Below are 20,837 nucleotides of genomic sequence, written 5' to 3'. Positions count from 1 at the left end.
CGGACTACGATGGCCGGATAAGCGTATTGATCTAGGAGAGGACGGGGGGAGCGCGCGGATGCGCGACCGACCACGCGAACAAGGGCCGTGGCGCGGAGAAAAACAGGCTGGGATACAGCGCCGGCGGTGACGCCGGCAAGGCGAACGAGAAACGCAGCTGCGCCGGCGGCGGCGCCGGCGTGTGCAGCGCGCAAAACGGGCAATGTTCCAGGCCGGCGTTCGACGGTCCGGGCTGCTCGCCCGGCGCCAGGTCGGCTACGGCGACGAGTTTGCTTCCCTGCGCCGAGCAGATCTGCATCCATTCGGAGCTGCCTTCCTTGGCCAGCGCCCGCGCCAGCGTCGGCGCCAACGCCAGCCCCAGGATGGCGGCGAGCGCGATCCAGGCAAGCAGGCGGCGAAGGGCGTGGGATGGGAACATGGGCGCAATTCTAAACAGCGGCCTCGTGCGCGTCAATATGCAGTACGGCATATGCGGGGGGCAAGGTGATTGCGCGCCTTACACCAAGGGCGTAACCCTGGGGTCGGACCTGAAGGTCAGTCCCCGGCTCGACGCCGCAGCTTGATTTTCGGCGTTGCCGGCCCGCTAATTAAGCGGCATGCCAGGCCAGCGCGGCGCTGAAGTTACCGGGAACGTCGAGCGGGCAGATCTGCAACGACGGCCAGTCCGGCATGTGATGCGTACACTTGAGCCGCTTGCCGTCCTGGCGGTCAATCGCCACTTGCCGCAGATACTCGCCGACGCCCACGCCGAGCGCCTTGAGCGCGGCCTCCTTGGCGCTCCAGCGCAGAAAGAAATCGGCCAACGGGTCCGCCGCCGCGTGCATGGCCAGACATTCCTGCGGTGTCAATGCGAAGGCGGCCAAGGCGGCCAATTCGATGCCGGCGTCGTGCATTTCCACGTCGACGCCCAGCGCGGCGACGGCGGGGGCGGCGCCGAGGGCGATCAGCACGCAGTTGCCGGCGTGCGCGACGTTGAACGCCATGTCCGCACTCGCCGCCGCGCCGGACGGCAGCCCAGATTGATGCAGCAGATACGGCTTGCCATATGCGCCGCTGGCAAATTCCAGCTGCCGCGGCGCCGCGCCGACGCGCTCGGCCAGCAGCCGCCGCAAGCCGGCCCGGCCGGCAACCGAACGCAGGCGGTCGGCATGCCGGTGCAGGCGCAGCGCCCGCGCGCGCTCGCCTTCACTGAGCAATTCCCAGTCGGCCTGCGCCAGCGGCGCTTCCAGCGCCAGCTCCAGGCGCCAGACTTCGACGCCGGGAGGCGCCTCGTCAGGCAGCGGCAAGCGCGCCATAGGCAATTGCGTTCGCGACATCCTCTTTACCAATCAGGGTGTAGACAATGATATGACGACGTAAAAAAGCCCCGAGAACGGGGCTTTTTTACACTGCTTAACACCCGGAAGTGTTTGAATTATGGCGGAAAGGGTGAGATTCGAACTCACGGTACACCAAAGATGTACACTGGATTTCGAGTCCAGCGCATTCGACCACTCTGCCACCTTTCCTTGCTTAACTTCAAGCGAGCTCTGTATGAGCGAGGCAGAATTTTAGCATAGCTCGCGCAAGGCATGCCGCTTATTTTTGGGGATATTCGGCGCTATCCGCCCGTAAAACGTTGGGACGTAAAAAAACCCCGATAACGGGGTTCTCCTACACTGCTGAGTACTCGAAAGTACTTGAATAATGGCGGAAAGGGTGAGATTCGAACTCACGGTACACCAAAGATGTACACTGGATTTCGAGTCCAGCGCATTCGACCACTCTGCCACCTTTCCTGCTTACTTCTGATCGCTTGCTGCTGCGAGAACAAGATTATAGCAGGGTATAAAAAAAACGGAAGGGGCAAAGGGGGAAATATTTGACCCCTGCCCCGCGTTCAAGTTCAGGCTGCAACCAGGCGGGTCAGGCCGCCCATGTATGGCTGCAACACCGCCGGGATCTCGACGCTGCCGTCGGCTTGCTGGTAGTTTTCCAGGATCGCCACCAGGGTGCGGCCAACGGCCAGGCCGGAACCGTTGAGGGTGTTGACCAGTTCCGGTTTGTTCTGGGCGTTGCGGAAGCGCGCCTGCATGCGGCGGGCCTGGAAGGCTTCGCAGTTCGACAACGAGGAAATTTCGCGGTAGGTGTTTTGCGCCGGCAGCCACACTTCCAAATCGTAGGTTTTGGCGGCGGTGAAACCGATGTCACCGGTGCACAGCGACATCACGCGGTACGGCAGGCCGAGGCGCTGCAAAATGGTTTCGGCGTGGCCCACCATTTCTTCCAGCACTTGGTAGGACGTGTCCGGGTGCACCACCTGGACCATTTCGACTTTGTCGAACTGGTGCTGGCGGATCATGCCGCGGGTGTCGCGGCCGTAGCTGCCCGCTTCCGAACGGAAGCATGGCGTATGCGCCGTCATTTTCAAGGGCAGCGCATCCAACGCCAGAATTTCGTCGCGCGCGATGTTGGTCAGCGACACTTCCGAGGTCGGGATCAGGTAGAAGGTTTCGCCCTCGCCTTCCGTGCCGCCTTTTTTCACCGAGAACAAATCGGCTTCAAACTTCGGCAACTGGCCGGTGCCGCGCAGCGAGTCGGCATTGACCATATAGGGCGTGTAGCATTCGGTGTAGCCGTGCTCGTCGGTATGGGTATTCAGCATGAACTGCGCCAGCGCCCGGTGCAGACGGGCCATGCCGCCCTTCATCACCGAAAAGCGCGAGCCGGTCAGCTTGGTGGCGACTTCGAAGTCCATGCCCAGCGGCGCGCCGACGTCGACGTGGTCCTTGACCTCGAAATCGAAGCTGCGCGGCGTGCCCACTTTGCGCACTTCGACGTTGCCGCTCTCGTCGGCGCCGACGGGCACCGATTCGTGCGGCAGATTCGGCACCGTCTGCATGAAGTCGCTCAGCCTGGCCTGCACCAGCGCCAGCGCGGCTTCATCGGCCTTCAGGGCGTCGCCCAGGCCGGCCACTTCCGCCATCACGGCCGAGGTGTCTTCCCCCTTGCCTTTCAACATGCCGATCTGCTTGGACAGCGAATTACGCTTGCCCTGCAGTTCTTCGGTGCGCGTCTGGATTGCCTTGCGTTCGGCTTCGAGGGCGTTGAACCCCGCCACGTCGAGCTGGAACTTGCGCGTCGCCAGGCGCGCTGCGACCTTGTCGATGTCTTTACGGAGAAGTTGGATGTCTATCATGGGGTAGTGGCGCTATGTCGAAAGCACAATTGTACCAAGCCGCGACCACTTCCTTACGGGTTTTGCGCAGATTCGGCGCATTCCGACGGTGACGCGCACGCCGACGCGTCCGCCGCGCGGTGCACCAGCTGGCCAAGCTTGGCGACGGCGCGCTCGATTTCCGGGCTCCAGTTGTTGCCGCAATTGAGGCGGATGTAATTGCGGAACTTGCCCGAGGCCGAAAACAGCGGCCCGGGCATGATGGAAATGCCCGCGGCGCTGGCGGTGTGGTGCAGCGCCAGCGCGTCGATTTGCTCCGGCATTTGCACCCACAGCACGAAACCGCCCTGCGGTTCCGACAGCGAGCATTCCACCGGAAAATAGGACGATACCGCGTCGGACATGCGGGCGATGCGCTGGGCCAGCACGCGCCGCATCTTGCGGGTCTGGATGTCGTAGCTGCTGCCGTCGAGGAAATCGGCCAGCACCGCCTGGAAGAAATGGCTGGTGGCGCCGCTGGAGACGGTCTTCAGCAGCGCCACCTGCTGCGCGTAGCGCCCGGCGACGACGTAGCCGACCCGCGCCGCCGGCGTGATCGCCTTCGAGAACGACGAGCACATCAGCACGTGGCCGCTGGTATCGTAGGCTTTCACCGGCCACGGCCGCTCCGGGGTGAAGCACAGGTCGCCGTAGATGTCGTCCTCGATCAGCGGAATGCCGTACAGCGACAGCAGCGCCGCCAGGCGTTTCTTGTTCTCCTCCGGCATGACGCAGCCGAGCGGATTGTTGGCGTTCGGAATGAACAGGCAAGCTTGCACCAGGCCGGCGCGCATGGCCAGCTCCAGCGCGTCCAGCGACGGCCCGGTCTTCGGATGGGTCGGAATTTCCAGCGCCTTCATGCCCAGGCTCTCTATCATCTGCAGCAACACGAAATAGGTGGCCGACTCGATGGCGATGGTGTCGCCCGGCTTGGCCACCGCGCGCAGGCACAGGCTCATGGCCTCGGTGCAGGAACTGGTGACGACGACCTCGCTCGGATCGACCTGGCCGCCCCAACTGAGCGCGCGGCGGTTGATCTGGCGCAGGAAACCCGGCTCGTTGGTCTCGAACACGCTGACCTTGGCCAGCAGGCCCGGGTCGCGCCGCGCCACCGAACTGACGGTGCGCTGCATGCGCTTGATCGGCAGCATTTCGTCCGGCGGCCACGCCGAACCGAGCTGGACGATGTTGGGCACCTCGTTCAGGCTCAGCACCCGCATCAGCAAGTTGGTGATACCGACAAAGGCCGGTTCCTTCAAGTGCTGGGTGTCGGTCATGGCCGCCAGCATCTTGGCGCGGTGGCGCACGTAATAGCCGGCCTGCGGCTTGGCCTCGACCAGGCCGCGGTCTTCCATCAGCCGCAACGCCTGCATGACGGTGCTGATCGACAGGCGCTTTTGCTGCGCCAGGTGGCGGATCGACGGCAGCCGGTCGCCGGGCGCGAAGACGCGGCTGGCGATCATCGCGCCGAGTTCGTTGGCCAATTGCTCGTAGAGGTTGATTTGCATGGACATCCGATGATTGTGACGCAAACGGGGTGGCCGACGACAGGTACAGTAGCCTGCTTTTTTGACCAGAACAGTTTAATTGAAACGCGACTGTGATGATAACAATTGTGGTTTATTGCATCTGTTATGGTCCGCCGCCAGCCCGTATTCTGGACCCATGATTTCACAGCAAGGGAGAACGGAAATGGAAAACCAAGCGAGAACGACGGCCAAAGGCCACGTTGAATATGAATTGACCGAACAGCGCCTGCTGCGGCTGAGCAATGCGATGGGTCGCCGCGTGGAATGCGTGTCGGGCCTGGCCCTGATCACCGCGTACGGCGAATCGACCGACTTTTCCCTGCGCCAGGGCAATGTGTTCATCATCCCGAACAACGGCCTGACCTTGATCGAGGCGATCGGCAACGGCCGCATCCGGGTGAAGTCCCCGGCGCTGCCGGGGCAGGCGTCGTTGGCGCGCACCCAGCGCAAGGTGGCGCAGCTGCTGCGCCGCCTGTGGGTCGCCGTGCAGGGCGAGCAAAAGGCGCCGCATTAACGCCGCGGGTCGTCGGGTTACGCTGCGCTAACCCGACCTACGGCATCGTACGTTGGATTCGGGCTGCCAATCCAACGCAGAGCGCGCCGCAATATCTACCCTTTGCCCGCCTTGCGGTCCAGCTCCCTGAGCCAGGCCAGCTTGTCGGCGATTTTGCTTTCCAGGCCGCGCGGCACCGGGCGATACCAGCCCGGCTCCGGCATGCCGTCCGGGAAGTAGGTTTCGCCGGCGGCGTAGGCGTCCGGCTCGTCGTGCGCGTAGCGGTAGGCGTGGCCGTAGCCGAGTTCCTTCATCAGCTTGGTCGGCGCGTTGCGCAGGTGCACCGGCACCTCTTTCGACTTGTCGCGCTTGACGAAAGCCATCGCGGTGTTGAAAGCGTTGTAGCCGGCGTTGCTCTTGGCGGCGATCGCCAGGTACATCACCGCCTGGCCCAGCGCCAATTCCCCTTCCGGTGAACCCAGCCGCTCGTAGGTTTCGGCGGCGTCGTTGACGATCGTCAGCGCGCGCGGATCGGCCAGGCCGATGTCTTCCCAGGCCATGCGGATGATGCGGCGCGACAGGTATTTCGGGTCGGCGCCGCCGTCGATCATGCGGCAAAACCAGTACAGCGCGGCGTCCGGATTCGAGCCGCGCACCGATTTGTGCAGCGCCGAAATCTGGTCGTAGAAATTGTCGCCGCCCTTGTCGAAGCGGCGCGAGTTCAAGGTCAGCGCGTTGTCGACGAAAGCCGCGTCGATCTTGGTGACGCCGGACGAGCCGGCGGCGGTCTCGGCCTGCTCCAGCAAATTGAGGAAGCGGCGCGCGTCGCCGTCGGCGAAGCCGATCATGGTGTCGACGGCAACGTCGTCGAATTCAAGGTGTGGCAGCGAACTCGCGTGCGCCTTCTTGAAGAGCTGTTTCATCTCGTCTTCGTTGAGCGACTTCAACACGTAGACCTGGGCGCGCGACAGCAGCGCCGAGTTCACCTCGAAACTGGGGTTTTCGGTGGTCGCGCCGACGAAGGTGACGAGGCCCGATTCGACGAAGGGCAACAACGCGTCTTGCTGCGATTTATTGAAGCGGTGGATTTCGTCGACGAACAGCAGGGTGTGCTTGCCGGACTGGTCCAGGTTGTGCTGGGCCTGGTCCATTGCCGCGCGGATGTCCTTGACGCCGGCAAACACCGCCGACAACGCGATGAACTCGCTGTCGAAGGCATTCGCCATCAGGCGCGCCAGCGTGGTTTTGCCGACGCCGGGCGGCCCCCACAGTATCATCGAATGGGCCTTGCCGGCCTCGAACGCCAGGCGCAAGGGCTTTCCCGCGCCCAACAGGTGGCCTTGCCCGATGACTTCGGGCAGGCTCTTGGGCCGCAACGCTTCGGCCAGGGGCTGGCGCGGCGCGGTTGAAAATAGGTCGGCCATGGTGTTTACCGATTGCGGGGCACGGGTGCGGCGAGCGCCGCCCCAGCCTTAATTATTGAAGACGTCGGCGCCCTTGGGCATGACAAATTTAAAGTGCGCGGCATTTTGCGCCGGATTTTTCTGGAAGTTCTTGAACGCCAGCACCGACGTTTGACCGAAGGAATCGCGCAACTCCATCGCCTCCGGCACGCCGTTGCGCAAGCCGATGCTGATTTCGTCGAAGGTGGTGTCCTTCGCCTTCGGGGTCGCCTTCAACCACTCCAGGCCGTCGCGGCTGCCGGCTTCGGCCAAGGTGAAGTTCTTTTCCAGGTCGTTGCTGCCGAACAGGATCGCCGCCGGCGACGAACCCAGCGCGTTGCCCAGCTTCTTGGTGGTGACCTGGTTCAAGTCCTTGTCATATATATACAGCTGCTCGCCGTCCGCTTGCAGCAATTGTTCGTACGGCTTGACATAGGTCCAGATGAACTTTCCCGGACGGGCGAACTCAAAGGTGCCGGTGGCCAGCGCCGACGCCTTGGCGGCGGCGCCGTCGGCCTTCTTGACTTGGCGCTGGGTGAAGTCGCCCTTGGCCGATTTGGTGCCGGAGACAAAAGTCTTGAACTGTTCCAGCGCGCTGGCGGAGGCGCCAGCGGCGAACAACATGCCGCAAGCCAGGGCCAAAGCGCTCAATGCGCCGCGTTTTTTCAATAAAGTCATGCGATTATCCTTGTTCTGCGCTCGTGGCCGGCACCAGGATTTCCCGGTTGCCGTTCGACTGCATGGTTGACACGACGCCGCTTTGCTCCATTTGTTCAAGCAGGCGGGCCGCGCGGTTGTAGCCAATGCGCAAGTGACGCTGCACCAGCGAGATCGACGCCCTGCGGTTTTTCAGTACCACGCCAACGGCCTGGTCGTACAGGGCGTCGGCCTCGCCGCCGCCCTCGCCCGCCGGCGCGCCGTCGGCGCCGCCCTCTTCCAGCGTGCCGCCTTCAAGTATGCCTTCAATGTAATTCGGTTCGCCCTGCGACTTCAAGTGGCTGACGACGCGGTGCACTTCCTCGTCGGAGACGAAGGCGCCGTGTACGCGCACCGGCAAACCGGTTCCCGGCGGCATGTACAGCATGTCGCCCATTCCCAGCAGCGCCTCGGCGCCCATCTGGTCGAGAATGGTGCGCGAGTCGATCTTGGACGACACCTGGAAGGCGATCCGGGTCGGAATGTTGGCCTTGATCAAGCCGGTGATCACGTCTACAGATGGGCGCTGCGTCGCCAAAATCAAGTGCAAGCCGGCGGCGCGCGCCTTTTGCGCGATACGGGCGATCAATTCCTCGACCTTTTTGCCGACCACCATCATCAAGTCGGCCAACTCGTCGATGATGATGACGATGGTCGGCAGCTTCTCCAGCGGCTCCGGCGAGTCCGGCGTCAGGCTGAACGGATTCGGGATGTGCTCTTCCTTCTTCTGCGCCTCGGCGATCTTGGCGTTGTAGCCGGCCAGGTTACGCACGCCCAACTTACTCATCAACTTGTAACGCCGCTCCATTTCGTTGACGGCCCAGTTCAGCGCGTGGCCGGCCTGGCGCATGTCGGTCACGACCGGCGCCAACAGGTGCGGAATGCCCTCGTAGACCGACATCTCCAACATCTTCGGATCGATCAGGATCAGGCGCACGTCGAGCGGGTCGGACTTGTACAGCAGCGACAGGATGGTGGCGTTGATACCCACCGACTTGCCCGAACCGGTGGTGCCGGCCACCAGCAAATGCGGCATCTTGGCCAGGTCGGCCACCACCGGCTTGCCGGCGATGTCCTTGCCCAGCGCGATGGTCAGACTGGAGACGCCGTCGTTGTAGACCTTGGAGCCGAGGATTTCGGTCAGGCGCACGATCTGGCGTTTCGGGTTAGGCAATTCCAGCGCCATGTAATTCTTGCCGGGGATGGTTTCAACGACGCGGATCGAGGTCAGCGACAGCGAACGGGCCAGGTCGCGCGCCAAGCCGACGATCTGGCTGCCCTTGACGCCGGTGGCCGGTTCGATTTCGTAACGCGTCACCACCGGGCCGGGATAGGCGGCCACGACCTTGGCGTCGACGCCGAAGTCGGACAGTTTCTTCTCGATCAGGCGGCTGGTGAACTCCAGCGTTTCCACCGAGACCGTCTCGACCACCGGCGGCGCCTCATCGAGCAGCGACAGCGGCGGCAGGCGGCTGTCGCCGTCGTGGAACAGCACGGCCTGGCGCTCTTTTTCCACCCGCTCGGATTTGACGACGGCGACGAACTGCGGCTCGATCTTGACCGGCGGCGCGGCGACGTGCTTTTCGATATGCTTGGCGCGCTCGATCACCACCACCTCTTCGCGCTTGACGGCGGCGACCTCGCCCTGGCGGCGGTCTTCGCGGTCTTCGTAGCGCAGCACGAACCAGTCGATCGCCACTTCGATGGCGGCGCCGATGCGCTCGGCCACCGCCAGCCAGGAAACATGGAAGAACAGGCTGAAACCCAGGCCGAACAGCAGCAGCAACAGCAAGGTGGCGCCGGTGAAGCCGAAGGCGACATGGGCCGAATGGCCGACCAGGCGGCCCAGCACGCCGCCCGGGGCCAGCGGCAGTTGCACGTGCAGCGAATACATGCGCAGGAATTCCAGGCCCATGCTGCCGATGAACAACAGCACGAAGCCGACGGCGCGGATCAAGCCCTCTTGGTGGTGCTCGGGGTCGGCCTCTTTCTCCAGCAAAAATTTCCGCGTCAGGCCGCGGTAGCTTTTCCAGACCGAGCGCAACAGCAAGACGCACCACCACCAGGCCGACATGCCGAAGATGTACAGCAACAAGTCCGCCAGCCAGGCACCGGCGCGCCCGCCCAGGTTGCCGACCTTGGGCACGAGGTTGGCGTGCGACCAGCCGGGGTCGCCCTTGGTATAGCTGAGCAAAATCAGCACGAAGTACAGGCCGAAGGCGGCCAGCGCGAACCAGCGCGCCTCCGACAATAGCCGCACCAGCCGGTTCGGCAACGGTTGGCGTTCGGTCACGCTACGGGTGTACTTGGAGGGGGTGGGTTGGCTTGGTTTCGTCATACTTTAAAAAACGATGCAACTATGTGCATGGTGCGGGCAGGGAAATACCCATATACAGGTATTCTAAGCCATAAGGGGCCGCGCCGGCCTCACGATTCATACGCTGGCGCCGCTTCGTCTATAATCTCGCCAGTGCTTGCGCCAATTCAATGTGCGCGCGCCGAGCCGCCCCGGCGCGATCGCCCGGACAGGCCGCCGCCCTTGTTCTTTGCAGCAATCGGCCCCACCTCGGGTCCATCAAACCTATTACGTAAAAAGCCTCCTATGACCACTACCAAGCACGCCCGCGTTTTGATCCTCGGTTCCGGCCCCGCCGGCTACAGCGCCGCGGTGTACGCCGCCCGCGCCAACCTGAAGCCGATGCTGGTCACCGGCGTCGAGCAAGGCGGCCAGCTGATGACCACCACCGACGTCGAGAACTGGCCCGGCGACCCGATGGGCGTGCAAGGTCCGGAACTGATGCAGCGCTTGTTGCAGCACGCCGAGCGTTTCAACACCGACATCGTGTTCGACCACATCCACACCACCTTCCTGAACGAAAAACCCATCCGCCTGCTCGGCGACAGCCACGAGTACACCTGCGACGCGCTGATCATTTCGACCGGCGCCTCGGCCCAGTACCTCGGCCTGCCGTCGGAGACGGCGTTCATGGGCAAGGGCGTGTCGGCCTGCGCCACCTGCGACGGCTTTTTCTACCGCAACCAGGAAGTGGCCGTGGTCGGCGGCGGCAACACCGCCGTCGAGGAGGCGCTGTACCTGTCGAACATCGCCAACAAGGTAACCCTGGTGCACCGCCGCGACAAGTTCCGCGCCGAGGCGATCCTGATCGACCGCCTCAACGCCAAGGTGGCCGAAGGCAAGATCGCCATCAAGTACAACCACACGCTCGACGAAGTGACCGGCGACGAAGGCGGCGTGACCGGCATCAACATCAAGTCAACCGACGACGGCGCCGTCACCGCGTTGAAGGTGCACGGCGTCTTCATCGCTATCGGCCACAAGCCGAACACCGGCATCTTCGAAGGCCAGCTGGACATGCACAACGGCTACATCAAGACCCGCACCGGCCTCGAAGGCATGGCCACGGCCACCAGCGTGCCCGGCGTGTTCGCCTCCGGCGACGTGCAGGACCATATTTACCGCCAGGCCATCACCAGCGCCGGCACCGGCTGCATGGCCGCGCTGGACGCCCAGCGCTACCTCGAAGGCCAAGAGTAAGCCGCGATGTCGTCCTTAAAATCCCTGGCCGACCTGAAATCCTTGCGCAACACGCTCAAGGAGCAGGAGGAGGCGCGCGCCGTCGCCAGCGCCGAACGCGCCAAGCGCGAGCGCGTGGTGGCGCACGAAAGCAATTTGTTCCGCAACAGCATGGGCAACGTTGCGCCCATGCCACAGCACACCAAGCGGGCGCCGGCCGCCCCGGCCGCGCCGATGACGCCGCGCCAGCAAGAGGACGACGACCGCGCCGTGCTGCGCGAGTCGCTGTCGGACCTGTTCGAGGTCGACGCCTTGATGGACGACGCGCCGGTGCTCAGCTATACCCGGCCCGGCGTCGGCCCCGACGTGGTGCGCAAGATGCTCAAGGGCCACTGGCCGATCCAGGACGACCTGGACCTGCACGGCATGCGCCGCGACGCCGCCCGCGACGGCTTGGGCGAGTTCCTGCGCGTGGCGACGCGGCGCAAGCTGCGCTGCGTGCGGGTGATCCACGGCAAGGGCCTGGGCTCGAAAAGCCAGGAACCGGTGCTGAAGTCGATGGTACACAGCTGGCTGGTGCAAAAAGACGAGGTCGTCGCGTTTTGCGTGGCGCGCCGCTCCGAGGGCGGTGACGGCGCCCTGGTGGTGCTGCTGCAGGCGGCGCTGCAAGCGCTGTAGATCGGGTTAGCCGGAACGGCGTAACCCGCCTGGCGTCGGCAGCGGCTTGGCGTCGGATTACGCTGTCGCTAATCCGACCTACGGAAGCTTCACAGGTCTGACCCCAGGGTACGCCGTTGGCTTGAATAAATTTAACGACGCCGCCGCCCAAGCGAACTGCCCCCCCCCCGACAATCCCGAACCAACTATTTTCACCACGTCCCGCGCTTGCTTTTTACGCCAACATACTATACCTTATAGTATATTACTTTTAACAACTTTGATATGCTTGCAAGCCCGCCCACCTCGATTAACGGCACGGCACGCCAACCCCGCCACGCCTGGCTCGACGCCGGCTTGGCGCTACTGACCGGCGGCGGCGCCGACGCGCTCACGATAGACCAGCTCTGCGTGGCAGTCGGACGCTCCAAGGGATCGTTTTACCACCATTTTGCCGATGTCGACGCGTATGCCGAAGCCCTGCTGGACCATTGGCAAGAGCTACACACGGAAAACGTGGAGCGCGCCGTGGATCAACTCAGCAGCGTTTGGGAAAGGCGCATGAGACTGGCCAATCTGGCGTTGACGCTGGACGGCGCCATCGAGCGCGCCATGCGCCAGTGGGGCGCGCGCAGTCCGCTGGTGCTAGACCGCCTCAGGGACATAGACCAGCGCAGAATTGCCTATCTCGCCGGTTTGATTGCCGAACTGCGCGACGATGGCGACCGCGCGGATGCCCTCGATCTGGCGCGCATCGAGTACGCCACCTTCGTCGGCATGTTGTATGTCTTCCCCGATGGCCGGCACGAGGACATGCTGCGAATGTTGCGCCGCTTCATAGGATTGATGACACCGGAGGCGCCCACCCGCACAATCGATTAAAGGTATGCAAGAAATAAGTTGTCGATGCGGACGCGCGTGAAGTGATGCGATGCTCCATTAATGCAATTCACTGCCAGGAACACACCATGAATCGGACACTGTTTGTTACCGCGCTGCTTGCCGCATTGACCGCGGCGCTTCACACTTTCGTCGGTACGGCCGAAATTGAAACACCCCTGATGCAGTCCAGCCTTCCCCGCGAAGTGGCGTTGCTGCTGTACGCGGGTTGGCACTTGGTCAGCGTTGCCTTGACCCTGTCCGCGGTGTCGTTCTTCGCCGCCGCGCGCAGCAAGAACGCCTCGCTGCGCAGCATGGTCACGATGCTGTCGTCGATGTGGCTGGGATTTGGCGCGGTGTTTATCGTGGTGGACCTGGCCTACGCCGGCCCGGCCATGCTGCTTGCCCTGCCGCAATGGGTGCTACTGCTGCCGGTGGGCGTCCTGGGCCTGTGGGGCAACGCGCGCGCCGCCTCGGCGGTAGCGCACTGACCCCCTGCCGCGCCCGATAAGTTCAAGAAGGCAACACAACGCGGCCCCGTTCGGGGCCGTGCCATGTTAACCTACGGACATTATCGTTACGTCCCTTTGCCGCTATGATGCCCCCCTCCCTGCCCCCCGGCTCGCTGATTCGCGCCATCGAAGTGATCGCCATCCTGGTCGGCGCCCTGTCCGGCTTCATCGAAGCGCGGCGCAAGCGGATGGACGTGGTCGGCGTGTTTACGGTGGCCTTCATCACCGCCTTCGGCGGCGGCACGCTGCGCGACATCCTGCTCGACAAGCGGCCGCTGTTCTGGGTCGCGCACCAGGAATACGCCATCCTCACCTTCGTGCTGGCCCTGGTCGCCGCGCCGCTGGTGCGCACGCTGCGGCAGATCGTCTCGGAGCGCCTGATCGTCATCGCCGACGCCATCGGCCTGGGCCTGTTCGCCATCGCCGGCGTGTCCGAGGCGCTGCGCGCGGGCATGCCGCTGTTCATCGCCTCGATGATGGGGGTGATTACGGGGATATTCGGCGGGGTGCTGCGCGACATCGTCTGCAACGAGGTGCCGATGGTGCTGCGCGACGGCAAGCCGTACGCGATTTGCGCCTTCATCGGCTGCTGGCTTTATCTGGCGCAAAAACACTTCGGCGTGGCCGCCGACGTGGCGCTGTGGACCAGCGCGGCGGCGATTACCGTGCTGCGCCTGCTGACCTGGAAATTCGACCTGCGCCTGGGGCGATAGGCGGTGTCGGCCAGCGCGCCGGCGACATACCATACCAGAAAGGCATACAGCCGGGATCAAACCCTCGGGGTCTGGCCCCAGGGTTAGGGTGCGTGGTTTGTCATGCGCAGCGGGCTCGCTTAGACCGCGTCCGGACCGGTTTCGCCGGTGCGGATGCGGATCACCTGCTCGACATCCTGCACGAAAATCTTGCCGTCGCCGATCTTGCCGGTGCGCGCGGCCTTGATGATGGCGTCAACCACTTGCTCGGCCATGCCATCGTCGACGACCACTTCCACCTTTACCTTCGGCAGGAAGTCGACGACGTATTCGGCGCCACGGTACAGTTCGGTATGCCCCTTTTGGCGGCCGAAACCCTTCACTTCGGTGACGGTCAGGCCGGTCACGTTGACTTCGGCCAGGGCCTCGCGCACTTCGTCAAGCTTGAACGGTTTGATAACGGCGGTAATCTGTTTCATGCTGCTCTCCTTAAGGGGTTATTCGTAGAATTTCGATGTGATCGGGTAGCGCCAGTCGCGGCCAAAGCCGCGGTGCGTGACCCGGATGCCCACCGGCGACTGGCGCCGCTTGTATTCGTTGATCTTGATCAAGCGTGTCACCCTTGCCACGTCGGCCGGCGGGTAGCCGGCCGCGATGATGTCGGCGATCGGTCGATTCTCTTCCATATACATTTGCATGATAGCGTCCAACACCTCGTACGGTGGCAGCGAATCCTGGTCGAGCTGGTCCGGGCGCAACTCCGCCGATGGTCCGCGCGTCAAAATGCGCTGCGGAATCACGTCGGACACGCCGTTGCGGTAGGCGCACAGGCGGTATACCAGCGTCTTGGCGATATCCTTGATCACGGCAAAGCCGCCGGCCATGTCGCCGTACAGCGTGCAGTAGCCAACCGCCATCTCGCTCTTGTTGCCGGTTGTTAGCACGATGCTGCCGTGCTTGTTCGACAGCGCCATCAACATGGTGCCGCGGATGCGCGCCTGGATGTTTTCCTCGGTCGCATCCTCGGCCAGGCCGGCGAATTCCTGCGCCAGCGTGGCGCGGAAGGCGTCGAAGGTCGCGTTGATCGAGATTTCATCGTAGCGTACGTTAAGGCGGCCTACCATGTCGCGCGAATCGATCCAGGAGATATCGGCGGTGTACGGCGACGGCATCATCACCGCGCGCACCCGGTCGGCGCCGAGCGCGTCGACCGCCACGGCCAGCGTCAGCGCCGAGTCGACGCCGCCCGACATGCCGATCAGCACGCCCGGGAAGCCGTTCTTGCCGATGTAGTCGCGCACGCCCAGCACCAGCGCCTGGTAGACCTGGGCTTCGATAGTGAGCGCCGGCGCCAGCGCCGACGGCAGCGGCCGCGCGCCGTCGAAACTCACCACCTGCAAGTCTTCGTCGAAATGCTTGAGCTGGGCGCACATCGTGCCGTCCTGGTCCATGACGAAGGAGTCGCCGTCGAAAATGAGTTCGTCCTGGCCGCCGACGAGGTTGGCGTACACCAGCGCCAAGCCCTGCGAGCAAACGTTCCGGCGCATAGTTTCATAGCGCAGGTGCTGCTTGTTCATATGGTAGGGCGAGCCGTTCGGCACCAGCAGCACTTGCGCGCCGGCCTCCTTGGCGCGCGCCGGGGCGTGGGCGAACCAGGTGTCCTCGCAGATATTGACGCCGAAGCGCACGCCCTTGACGGCGAACACCAGCGCCCGGTCGGCCGACGAGAAGTAGCGTTTTTCGTCGAACACCGTGGTATTTGGCAAATCGTGCTTGCGGTAGGTGCCCAGCACCTCGCCGTTGAGCAGCACCGCGGCGGCGTTGTAGCGCTTGTCGCTGCCCTCCTCCATCACCGGCAGGCCGACCACCACGTGCAAGTCCTTGAACTGGGCCAAGTCCAGCGCCAGCGCGGCAAACGTCTCTTGGGTTTTTGCGTAGAATGCGCTGCGCAGCAGCAGGTCTTCCGGTGGGTAGCCGACCAGCGACAACTCCGGGGTCAACACGATATCGGCGCCCGCCTCGACGGCGCGGCGCGCCATGTCGACGATCTTGGCGCGGTTGCCGGCCAGATCGCCGACGGTACTGTTCATTTGGGCGATTGCGACTTTGACTGTCATGATGGCGATAGTGGTAAATTCGATTGAATAAAGCGGGACGGGTCCCGGGGGCGAACAGCGGCCCGACAATGGCTGGTGAATGCACACCGACAAAAATGGATTATCGCACGGGTATCGTTTCTTCTCTGGCCGAAATTGGCGAATCGGCATGGTCGGCGCTGCTGGCCACGCAGCCGGACGCCAATCCCTTCCTGTCCTACGCGTTTTTGCACGCGCTGCACGAGTCCGGCAGCGCCGCGCCCGACGCCGGCTGGCAACCGCAGTACCTGGCGCTGTGGCAAGGCGAGGTGCTGGCCGCGGCCATGCCGCTGTACGTCAAGTCGCACTCGTATGGGGAATACGTGTTTGACTGGGCCTGGGCCGACGCCTATCAGCGCAACGGCCTGGACTACTACCCCAAGCTGCTCTCGGCGATTCCCTTCACGCCGGTGGCCGGCGCGCGCCTGCTGGCGCGCGACCCGGCCGCCCGCGCCGCCCTGGTCGAACTGCTGTGCGCGCAGCAGGAAGCGGCCGGCATGTCCTCGACCCATGTGCTGTTTCCACCGGAGGAACAGGCCCAGCAGTTGCAGCGGGCCGGCTTCATGCTGCGCAGCGGCGTGCAATTCCACTGGCTGAACCCGGGCTACGGCGATTTCGAGGCCTTCCTGGCGACCTTGGAGCACAAGAAGCGCAAGAACATCCGCGCCGAGCGGCGCAAGGTGCGCGAGGCCGGCGTGACGATGCGCCAGGTGCGCGGCGCCGACGCCGGCGAGGCCGACTGGCGCTTGTTCCACCGCTGCTATGCCAACACCTACGCCGAGCACCGCTCGTCGCCCTATCTGAACCTGGATTTTTTCCTGCGCATCGGCCGCGCGATGCCGCGGAACATCTTGCTGATCATTGCCGAGCGCGACGGCAGGGATATCGCCGCCTCGCTGGTGATCCACAGCGAGGACACGCTGTTCGGCCGGTATTGGGGCGCGCTCGAACACGTGCCCTGCCTGCACTTCGAGACGTCGTACTACCAACCGCTGGAGTTTTGCATCGCGCAAAACATCGCCACGTTCGAGGGCGGCGCCCAGGGCGAACACAAGATGGCGCGCGGTTTCCTGCCGCAAAAGACCTGGTCGGCGCACTGGCTGGCCCATCCGGCGTTCGCCGACGCCATCGAGCGCTTCCTCGAACGCGAAAGCGGCGGCATCGACAGTTATATCGACGAGTTGAACGACCGCAACCCGTTCCGCCAGGGCGCGCCGGCCGGCTGAACGGCTGCCGGCTGCGGCGCGCTTGTCGTGGCGTGGACGCGGCGCGCGCCGAGGCGAGCGTAATCCGACCATGTTGGCCGAAGCGCGACGCGCCGCTCCAGGCCAACGTTGCCGGTTTACACCCGGCGGGCTAACCCGACCTACGAAAATCGCGCTAACTGAACGGCGCCGGCAGCAACAACGGGGCGCGCAGTTTGACGATGTGGCGGAACTGGTCGGCGTCGATCACTTCCATGCTCCTCAGTTCGCTGCCAAGCATGTCGACGTACAGCGCCTGCGGATGGCGGATCATGTGGTCGAGGCCGTCCACCATGATCGCCAGGATGTCGCTGGCCGGGTCGTAGACGAAGCCGAGCAAGGGCACCCATTCGGCTTCGATATGGCTGCCAATTTCCAGCGCGTCGACTTCCAGTTCGACGCTTTTACCCGGCAGTAGCTTCGACATCCGGTCGAAATATTCTTGCCAATGCGGCTTGTCGATTGTCGCGATTGCCATACCCGCCTCCGCGGTTTCGCCGGCGTCGCCACCGGCCGTGTTCAAACGATGCCCGCCGTGCGCGCCCGGCTGCCGCCGGGCGGCGCGCTAGTGGGCGGCCGACCTCATGCGCCGTTCGCCGGCGCGGCGCTCGTGCCTGGTTCCGGCGTCGCGCGACCGGGACGCCGCCGGCCCGGGTTGCCGGCCGGCGTAGACGCGGTAGGCCAGCGCCAGGTACAAGGTGCCTGTGAGCAGTGCGCAGGCGCCGATCATCCATACCAGCGCCAGCGCACCGGCGCCCGGGTAGGCCAGGATCAACAAGCCGAAGACGAGGGACGTGGCCGCGCCGAGTATCAACAACCACTCGCCGCCGATGACCTTGCGCAGCCGCACCGCCAGCACGATGTCGAGCACGCCGGTGACGAGGGCGTTGACGCCAATGACGACCACCAGGGCCAGCACCGTCAGCGCCGGGTGCAGCGTCGCCAACAGCCCGGCGACGCTGCTGACGACGCCCGACAACAGCAAAATCCACCAGTCGTCGGCTTGCTTGCGGCAGCGCAGCGCGCCCGCCACCGCCACCGCGCCGGCCAGCATGGCGTACACGGCAAACACGGCAACGAGGGAGATCAGCGTCACGCCCGGCATGGCCAAGGCGAAGACGCCGAAGCAGACCGCGATGGCGCCGCGCAGCGCGGCTATCCACCACGACTGCATCAGTGCGGGAACGGAAATCATCGATCAGCCTCCCCTCCAGTCGAACGGACGACGCCGTCCGATAGGAGTCAGATCGATTCACGCGGCGCGAGTTCCGGGCGGCGCGCGCCGAGTCCGCCGGGAGTTTGTCGCAGATCACGCGCCCCGCCGAGCTTGCGCGCGCGGCCGGCGCAAAAAAGAAGCGCACGCCGCGTAACCGCGGGAGTGCGCTTGTCTTGTGCGCCCGCCCGGCCCGGAGCCGGTGCGGGCGGCGGCCGCGGCTTACTTCGCCGCTTCCGCTTCTTCCTGCTTCTTGTACGAGGCGACGCCGTTCAGGATTTCCGCTTTCGCGTCTTCCGGGCCGTACCAGCCGTCGATCTTGACCCATTTGCCTTTTTCCAGATCCTTGTAATGCTCAAAGAAATGCTGGATCTGGCGCAGGCGCAGTTCGTTCAAGTCTTCCGGCTTCTGCCAGTGGCTGTAGATCGACAGTACCTTGTCGACCGGCACGGCCAGCACTTTGGCGTCTTCGCCCGCTTCGTCGGTCATTTTCAGCACGCCGATGGGACGGCAACGCACCACCACGCCCGGGAACAGCGGGAACGGCGTGACCACCAGCACATCAACCGGGTCGCCGTCGTCGGACAGCGTGTTCGGCACGTAACCGTAGTTGCACGGGTAGTGCATCGCGGTACCCATGAAGCGGTCGACGAAAATGGCGCCGCTTTCCTTGTCGACTTCGTACTTGATCGGATCGGCGTTCATCGGAATTTCGATGATGACGTTGAAATCGTTCGGCAGGTCGCGCCCGGATGACACTTTGTTCAGACTCATGGAATTTCCTCGGTTTGCAGATGATTAATTTTTACCGGCGTAATTATAACGAAGCGGCGCCGGTTTGTGCGGCGCAGCAAGAAAAACGGCCCGTTTCTCTTGCGAAAAACGGGCCGTCCGGCACCGCGCTTACAGGATCGTCGCCAGCGCGCACTGGCGGTAGTGCGCCGCCGCCTCGTCCGGCTGTTGCAGCGCGTCGTGCAACTGCGCCAGCTTCAGATGGGCTTCGCGCACCATGCGCGCGTCGCCGGCGTCCGACAGCGCCTGTTCCAGGTGGCGCTGGGCCTTGCCCCAGAGTTTTTGTTTCAGGCACAGCGCGCCCAGCGTCAGCGCCAGTTCGGCGTCGGCCGGGCGCTGCCGCAGCCAGCGCTCGCAATGTTCGATCTGCGCCAGCAGCGCCGGCGTGCCCGACGGCGCCGCCGCCTCGCGGTAGGCGCGCACCACGCGCTCGTCCCAGTTGGCGGCGAGCGCCTCCTCGGCCACCAGGCGCGCCTCGTCGTGCAGGCCGCGCAAGTTGAGGGCGGTGGCGGCGCGGCAGGCGACGTAGGGCTTGACCCGGTCGACGCCGGGAATGCTCGACCAGACCCGCATCACCGATTCGGCGTCGTGGGTGCGGTCCGACAGCAGGTCGTCGTAGGCCAGCTCGCGCAGGCGCGACGACAGCGCCGGGTGCAGCGCGCGGTGCTTGTCGAGCGAACGCACCAGGCGCAGCACTTCCGGCCAGTTCTTGGCTTGCTGGTGCGCCTTGAGCGACCATTGCAGCGCGTGGATGTGGCGCGTGCCGCTGGCGTTGAGTTCGCGTACCGCCTCCAGCGCCGCCTCCGGCTGGTGCTCGTCGACCAGCAATTCGGTGACCGTCATCAGGCGCGCGGTTTTCAGCGCGGCGTCGCCGGCGACCTTGCTCAGCCACAGGTCGCGCCGCTCGCCCTGGCGCATGCGGTGCGCGGCGCGCGCGCCGATCAGCGCGGCCAGGCCGGCGTTCTCGGGCAGCTCGCCGGCGCGCAGCGCGGCTTTTTCGGCGTGCCCGAAACGCCCCTCGAACAGCGCCTTCAGGGCGTCGCGCAAGCCCTTGTTGGCGTCGCGCTCGCGCTTGCGCAGACGGTATTCGGCGACCCGGCCGGGCATCCTGACGGTGGCGCGGAAGGCCCGCAGCGCCAGGTACAGCAACACGAACAGCAGCGCCTGCAGCACCAGGAAGAAGTTCAGCGACAGGTCCATCCGGTACGGCGGGTAGAACAGCACCACGTTGCCGGGGTTGAAGCGCGCCGTCACGGCGATGCCGATGGCGGTGGCCATCAGGGCGAGTAACCAGAGAAATAGACGCATGGGGCTTAAGGCTTCGCTTTGTAGTTGCGCACCGCGTTCAGGCTCTCGGACAAGGTCGGCATGTCAATCGCGAGATTGCTTGCCTGCACTTGCCGCAGCAGCGCCTGCGCGGTCTGGGTGGGCTGGGCGCGGGTGTCGAAGTACTTCACCAGCGCGTCCTGCGCCGCGATCAGGTCGCTGCGGAAGGCCGTCTCGTTGCGCGATAGCAGCGCCAGGCGCGCGTTGAGCAGGCGCAGCTTGACGTTTTCGCGCAGGAAGTACGCCTGCGTCGGCGACAGCAGCAGCGCCTCCGGCGTCTCGACGCTGCGCAGGCGGATCAGCTGGCGCACGTCGGTCCACATTTCGCTGCTCCAGCTGGTCCACACGCCCTGCGCCTTCAGCCACAGCGGATTGGCCGGCGCCGGCGCCGGCGCCGGCGCGGCGGCGGGGGGGGGGGGGAGGGGGAGGGGTGGGGACGTACGTTGTTTTCGGTGTGTTGACTGCTGAGGCTTCTCCTCTCTGGTCCTCGCGCATC

At 64.5% G+C, this 20,837-nt stretch carries 21 protein-coding genes and 2 tRNA genes; 7 read left to right on the top strand and 16 right to left on the bottom strand.

Translation table 11 applies throughout. The annotated features are described in order from the left end of the window. Positions 1–31: 31 nt before the first annotated feature. From ACFDR9_RS05145 to ACFDR9_RS05120, 6 genes are all read right to left on the bottom strand, one after another. The gene (locus ACFDR9_RS05145; RefSeq protein ID WP_409030275.1) at positions 32–418 is read right to left on the bottom strand and encodes a DUF2946 domain-containing protein; all 387 of its coding nucleotides are present in this window, start codon (positions 416–418) and stop codon (positions 32–34) included. A 169-nt stretch (positions 419–587) separates the two neighbouring features. Then, positions 588–1,295, bottom strand: coding sequence for a 4'-phosphopantetheinyl transferase superfamily protein (locus tag ACFDR9_RS05140; protein WP_017876586.1), 708 nt, complete (start codon positions 1,293–1,295; stop codon positions 588–590). A 122-nt stretch (positions 1,296–1,417) separates the two neighbouring features. Further along, positions 1,418–1,508, bottom strand: a tRNA-Ser gene (locus tag ACFDR9_RS05135). A 179-nt stretch (positions 1,509–1,687) separates the two neighbouring features. Then, positions 1,688–1,778 (bottom strand) — tRNA-Ser (locus ACFDR9_RS05130). Between the two features lie 107 nt (positions 1,779–1,885). Continuing rightward, the gene (serS, locus tag ACFDR9_RS05125) at positions 1,886–3,178 is read right to left on the bottom strand and encodes a serine--tRNA ligase (protein WP_409030274.1); all 1,293 of its coding nucleotides are present in this window, start codon (positions 3,176–3,178) and stop codon (positions 1,886–1,888) included. Between the two features lie 53 nt (positions 3,179–3,231). Then, positions 3,232–4,704 carry a PLP-dependent aminotransferase family protein gene (locus ACFDR9_RS05120; protein ID WP_409030273.1) on the bottom strand — a complete coding sequence of 491 codons (1,473 nt, stop codon included), beginning with the start codon at positions 4,702–4,704 and terminating at the stop codon, positions 3,232–3,234. Between the two features lie 184 nt (positions 4,705–4,888). Between ACFDR9_RS05120 and ACFDR9_RS05115 the strand changes: the two genes are divergently transcribed. Next, complete coding sequence (locus ACFDR9_RS05115) at positions 4,889–5,239, top strand: hypothetical protein (RefSeq protein WP_409030272.1); 351 nt, start codon at positions 4,889–4,891, stop codon at positions 5,237–5,239. A 95-nt stretch (positions 5,240–5,334) separates the two neighbouring features. Here ACFDR9_RS05115 and ACFDR9_RS05110 read toward each other — a convergent pair whose 3' ends face one another. The 3 genes from ACFDR9_RS05110 to ACFDR9_RS05100 are packed head-to-tail and all read right to left on the bottom strand — an operon-like array spanning position 5,335 to position 9,694. After that, positions 5,335–6,642 (bottom strand): replication-associated recombination protein A, encoded by a 1,308-nt coding sequence (locus tag ACFDR9_RS05110; protein ID WP_409030271.1) that lies wholly within the window; start codon positions 6,640–6,642, stop codon positions 5,335–5,337. Between the two features lie 48 nt (positions 6,643–6,690). After that, the gene (lolA, locus tag ACFDR9_RS05105) at positions 6,691–7,338 is read right to left on the bottom strand and encodes an outer membrane lipoprotein chaperone LolA (protein ID WP_409030270.1); all 648 of its coding nucleotides are present in this window, start codon (positions 7,336–7,338) and stop codon (positions 6,691–6,693) included. A gap of 4 nt (positions 7,339–7,342) precedes the next feature. Further along, positions 7,343–9,694, bottom strand: coding sequence for a DNA translocase FtsK (locus tag ACFDR9_RS05100; RefSeq protein ID WP_017876592.1), 2,352 nt, complete (start codon positions 9,692–9,694; stop codon positions 7,343–7,345). Between the two features lie 264 nt (positions 9,695–9,958). Here ACFDR9_RS05100 and trxB point away from each other — a divergent pair, with 264 nt between their 5' ends. The 5 genes from trxB (at position 9,959) to ACFDR9_RS05075 (ending at position 13,652) form a co-directional block, all read left to right on the top strand. Then, a complete protein-coding gene (gene trxB / locus ACFDR9_RS05095; protein ID WP_409030269.1) occupies positions 9,959–10,912 on the top strand; it encodes a thioredoxin-disulfide reductase in 954 nt (317 codons plus the stop codon). 6 nt (positions 10,913–10,918) lie between these two features. Beyond that, complete coding sequence (locus ACFDR9_RS05090) at positions 10,919–11,569, top strand: Smr/MutS family protein (protein ID WP_409030268.1); 651 nt, start codon at positions 10,919–10,921, stop codon at positions 11,567–11,569. A gap of 264 nt (positions 11,570–11,833) precedes the next feature. Continuing rightward, entirely contained in the window at positions 11,834–12,430 is a 597-nt protein-coding gene (locus ACFDR9_RS05085) for a TetR/AcrR family transcriptional regulator (RefSeq protein ID WP_409030267.1), read from the top strand. A gap of 86 nt (positions 12,431–12,516) precedes the next feature. After that, positions 12,517–12,918, top strand: a complete 402-nt coding sequence (locus ACFDR9_RS05080; RefSeq protein WP_409030266.1) for a hypothetical protein — start codon at positions 12,517–12,519, stop codon at positions 12,916–12,918. A gap of 104 nt (positions 12,919–13,022) precedes the next feature. Next, positions 13,023–13,652, top strand: coding sequence for a trimeric intracellular cation channel family protein (locus ACFDR9_RS05075; RefSeq protein WP_017876597.1), 630 nt, complete (start codon positions 13,023–13,025; stop codon positions 13,650–13,652). Positions 13,653–13,771: 119 nt separating this feature from the next. Here ACFDR9_RS05075 and ACFDR9_RS05070 read toward each other — a convergent pair whose 3' ends face one another. Together ACFDR9_RS05070 and ACFDR9_RS05065 are read right to left on the bottom strand one after the other, a co-directional pair. After that, positions 13,772–14,110 carry a P-II family nitrogen regulator gene (locus tag ACFDR9_RS05070; RefSeq protein WP_017876598.1) on the bottom strand — a complete coding sequence of 113 codons (339 nt, stop codon included), beginning with the start codon at positions 14,108–14,110 and terminating at the stop codon, positions 13,772–13,774. A gap of 18 nt (positions 14,111–14,128) precedes the next feature. After that, positions 14,129–15,748, bottom strand: coding sequence for an NAD+ synthase (locus ACFDR9_RS05065; protein WP_409030265.1), 1,620 nt, complete (start codon positions 15,746–15,748; stop codon positions 14,129–14,131). Positions 15,749–15,843: 95 nt separating this feature from the next. Between ACFDR9_RS05065 and ACFDR9_RS05060 the strand changes: the two genes are divergently transcribed. Next, positions 15,844–16,992 (top strand): GNAT family N-acetyltransferase, encoded by a 1,149-nt coding sequence (locus ACFDR9_RS05060; RefSeq protein WP_409030264.1) that lies wholly within the window; start codon positions 15,844–15,846, stop codon positions 16,990–16,992. 154 nt (positions 16,993–17,146) lie between these two features. Here ACFDR9_RS05060 and ACFDR9_RS05055 read toward each other — a convergent pair whose 3' ends face one another. From ACFDR9_RS05055 to ACFDR9_RS05035, 5 genes are all read right to left on the bottom strand, one after another. Further along, a complete protein-coding gene (locus tag ACFDR9_RS05055) occupies positions 17,147–17,488 on the bottom strand; it encodes a DUF5335 domain-containing protein (protein WP_409030263.1) in 342 nt (113 codons plus the stop codon). Between the two features lie 87 nt (positions 17,489–17,575). After that, positions 17,576–18,205, bottom strand: coding sequence for an HdeD family acid-resistance protein (locus tag ACFDR9_RS05050; protein ID WP_409030262.1), 630 nt, complete (start codon positions 18,203–18,205; stop codon positions 17,576–17,578). Between the two features lie 240 nt (positions 18,206–18,445). Then, complete coding sequence (gene ppa, locus ACFDR9_RS05045; protein ID WP_409030261.1) at positions 18,446–18,997, bottom strand: inorganic diphosphatase; 552 nt, start codon at positions 18,995–18,997, stop codon at positions 18,446–18,448. A gap of 129 nt (positions 18,998–19,126) precedes the next feature. After that, positions 19,127–20,323, bottom strand: a complete 1,197-nt coding sequence (locus ACFDR9_RS05040) for a heme biosynthesis protein HemY (protein WP_081611829.1) — start codon at positions 20,321–20,323, stop codon at positions 19,127–19,129. Positions 20,324–20,328: 5 nt separating this feature from the next. After that, a partial coding sequence (locus ACFDR9_RS05035) for a uroporphyrinogen-III C-methyltransferase (protein WP_409030260.1) occupies positions 20,329–20,837 on the bottom strand: 509 nt, incomplete at its 5' end.

It is taken from the genome of Janthinobacterium sp. CG_23.3, from assembly GCF_046115965.1.
GTDB lineage: Bacteria > Pseudomonadota > Gammaproteobacteria > Burkholderiales > Burkholderiaceae_D > Janthinobacterium.
The sequence above is the reverse complement of the archived record's forward strand: the minus strand, read 5'-3'. Positions and strand labels throughout refer to the sequence as shown.

Excerpts from the sequence above, each read along its gene's own strand:
- ACFDR9_RS05145 (WP_409030275.1), bottom strand. The coding sequence starts at position 418 with ATGTTCCCATCCCACGCCCTTCGCCGCCTGCTTGCCTGGATCGCGCTC.
- ACFDR9_RS05140 (WP_017876586.1), bottom strand. The coding sequence starts at position 1,295 with ATGGCGCGCTTGCCGCTGCCTGACGAGGCGCCTCCCGGCGTCGAAGTC.
- serS (WP_409030274.1), bottom strand. The coding sequence starts at position 3,178 with ATGATAGACATCCAACTTCTCCGTAAAGACATCGACAAGGTCGCAGCG.
- ACFDR9_RS05120 (WP_409030273.1), bottom strand. The coding sequence starts at position 4,704 with ATGCAAATCAACCTCTACGAGCAATTGGCCAACGAACTCGGCGCGATG.
- ACFDR9_RS05115 (WP_409030272.1), top strand. The coding sequence starts at position 4,889 with ATGGAAAACCAAGCGAGAACGACGGCCAAAGGCCACGTTGAATATGAA.
- ACFDR9_RS05110 (WP_409030271.1), bottom strand. The coding sequence starts at position 6,642 with ATGGCCGACCTATTTTCAACCGCGCCGCGCCAGCCCCTGGCCGAAGCG.
- lolA (WP_409030270.1), bottom strand. The coding sequence starts at position 7,338 with ATGACTTTATTGAAAAAACGCGGCGCATTGAGCGCTTTGGCCCTGGCT.
- ACFDR9_RS05100 (WP_017876592.1), bottom strand. The coding sequence starts at position 9,694 with ATGACGAAACCAAGCCAACCCACCCCCTCCAAGTACACCCGTAGCGTG.
- trxB (WP_409030269.1), top strand. The coding sequence starts at position 9,959 with ATGACCACTACCAAGCACGCCCGCGTTTTGATCCTCGGTTCCGGCCCC.
- ACFDR9_RS05090 (WP_409030268.1), top strand. The coding sequence starts at position 10,919 with ATGTCGTCCTTAAAATCCCTGGCCGACCTGAAATCCTTGCGCAACACG.
- ACFDR9_RS05085 (WP_409030267.1), top strand. The coding sequence starts at position 11,834 with ATGCTTGCAAGCCCGCCCACCTCGATTAACGGCACGGCACGCCAACCC.
- ACFDR9_RS05080 (WP_409030266.1), top strand. The coding sequence starts at position 12,517 with ATGAATCGGACACTGTTTGTTACCGCGCTGCTTGCCGCATTGACCGCG.
- ACFDR9_RS05075 (WP_017876597.1), top strand. The coding sequence starts at position 13,023 with ATGATGCCCCCCTCCCTGCCCCCCGGCTCGCTGATTCGCGCCATCGAA.
- ACFDR9_RS05070 (WP_017876598.1), bottom strand. The coding sequence starts at position 14,110 with ATGAAACAGATTACCGCCGTTATCAAACCGTTCAAGCTTGACGAAGTG.
- ACFDR9_RS05065 (WP_409030265.1), bottom strand. The coding sequence starts at position 15,748 with ATGACAGTCAAAGTCGCAATCGCCCAAATGAACAGTACCGTCGGCGAT.
- ACFDR9_RS05060 (WP_409030264.1), top strand. The coding sequence starts at position 15,844 with ATGGATTATCGCACGGGTATCGTTTCTTCTCTGGCCGAAATTGGCGAA.
- ACFDR9_RS05055 (WP_409030263.1), bottom strand. The coding sequence starts at position 17,488 with ATGGCAATCGCGACAATCGACAAGCCGCATTGGCAAGAATATTTCGAC.
- ACFDR9_RS05050 (WP_409030262.1), bottom strand. The coding sequence starts at position 18,205 with ATGATTTCCGTTCCCGCACTGATGCAGTCGTGGTGGATAGCCGCGCTG.
- ppa (WP_409030261.1), bottom strand. The coding sequence starts at position 18,997 with ATGAGTCTGAACAAAGTGTCATCCGGGCGCGACCTGCCGAACGATTTC.
- ACFDR9_RS05040 (WP_081611829.1), bottom strand. The coding sequence starts at position 20,323 with ATGCGTCTATTTCTCTGGTTACTCGCCCTGATGGCCACCGCCATCGGC.